The organism is Serratia sp. Je.1.23.a (assembly GCF_051129805.1).
Classification (GTDB): Bacteria; Pseudomonadota; Gammaproteobacteria; order Enterobacterales; family Enterobacteriaceae; genus Serratia; species Serratia liquefaciens.
In genome coordinates, this window is sequence record NZ_JBCPSR010000088.1 from 1 (window position 1) to 255 (window position 255).

The following is a 255-nucleotide window of genomic DNA, read 5'->3' on the forward strand; positions in this document are numbered from 1 at the left end:
CGCACCACTGGTGTTCGGGTTGTCATGCCAATGGCACTGCCCGGTAGCTAAGTGCGGAAAAGATAAGCGCTGAAAGCATCTAAGCGCGAAACTTGCCTCGAGATGAGTCTTCCCTGGGCCTTTAAGGCCCCTGAAGGAACGTTTAAGACTAAGACGTTGATAGGCTGGGTGTGTAAGTGCAGCGATGCATTGAGCTAACCAGTACTAATGATCCGTGAGGCTTAACCTTACAACACCAAAGGTGTTTTAGAGAGA

General features: G+C 49.8%; 1 rRNA gene. It reads left to right on the forward strand.

From position 1 onward, the window contains the following. Positions 1-229 (forward strand): 23S ribosomal RNA (locus tag AAZT04_RS26315); the annotation flags it as partial. Positions 230-255 lie beyond the last annotated feature (26 nt).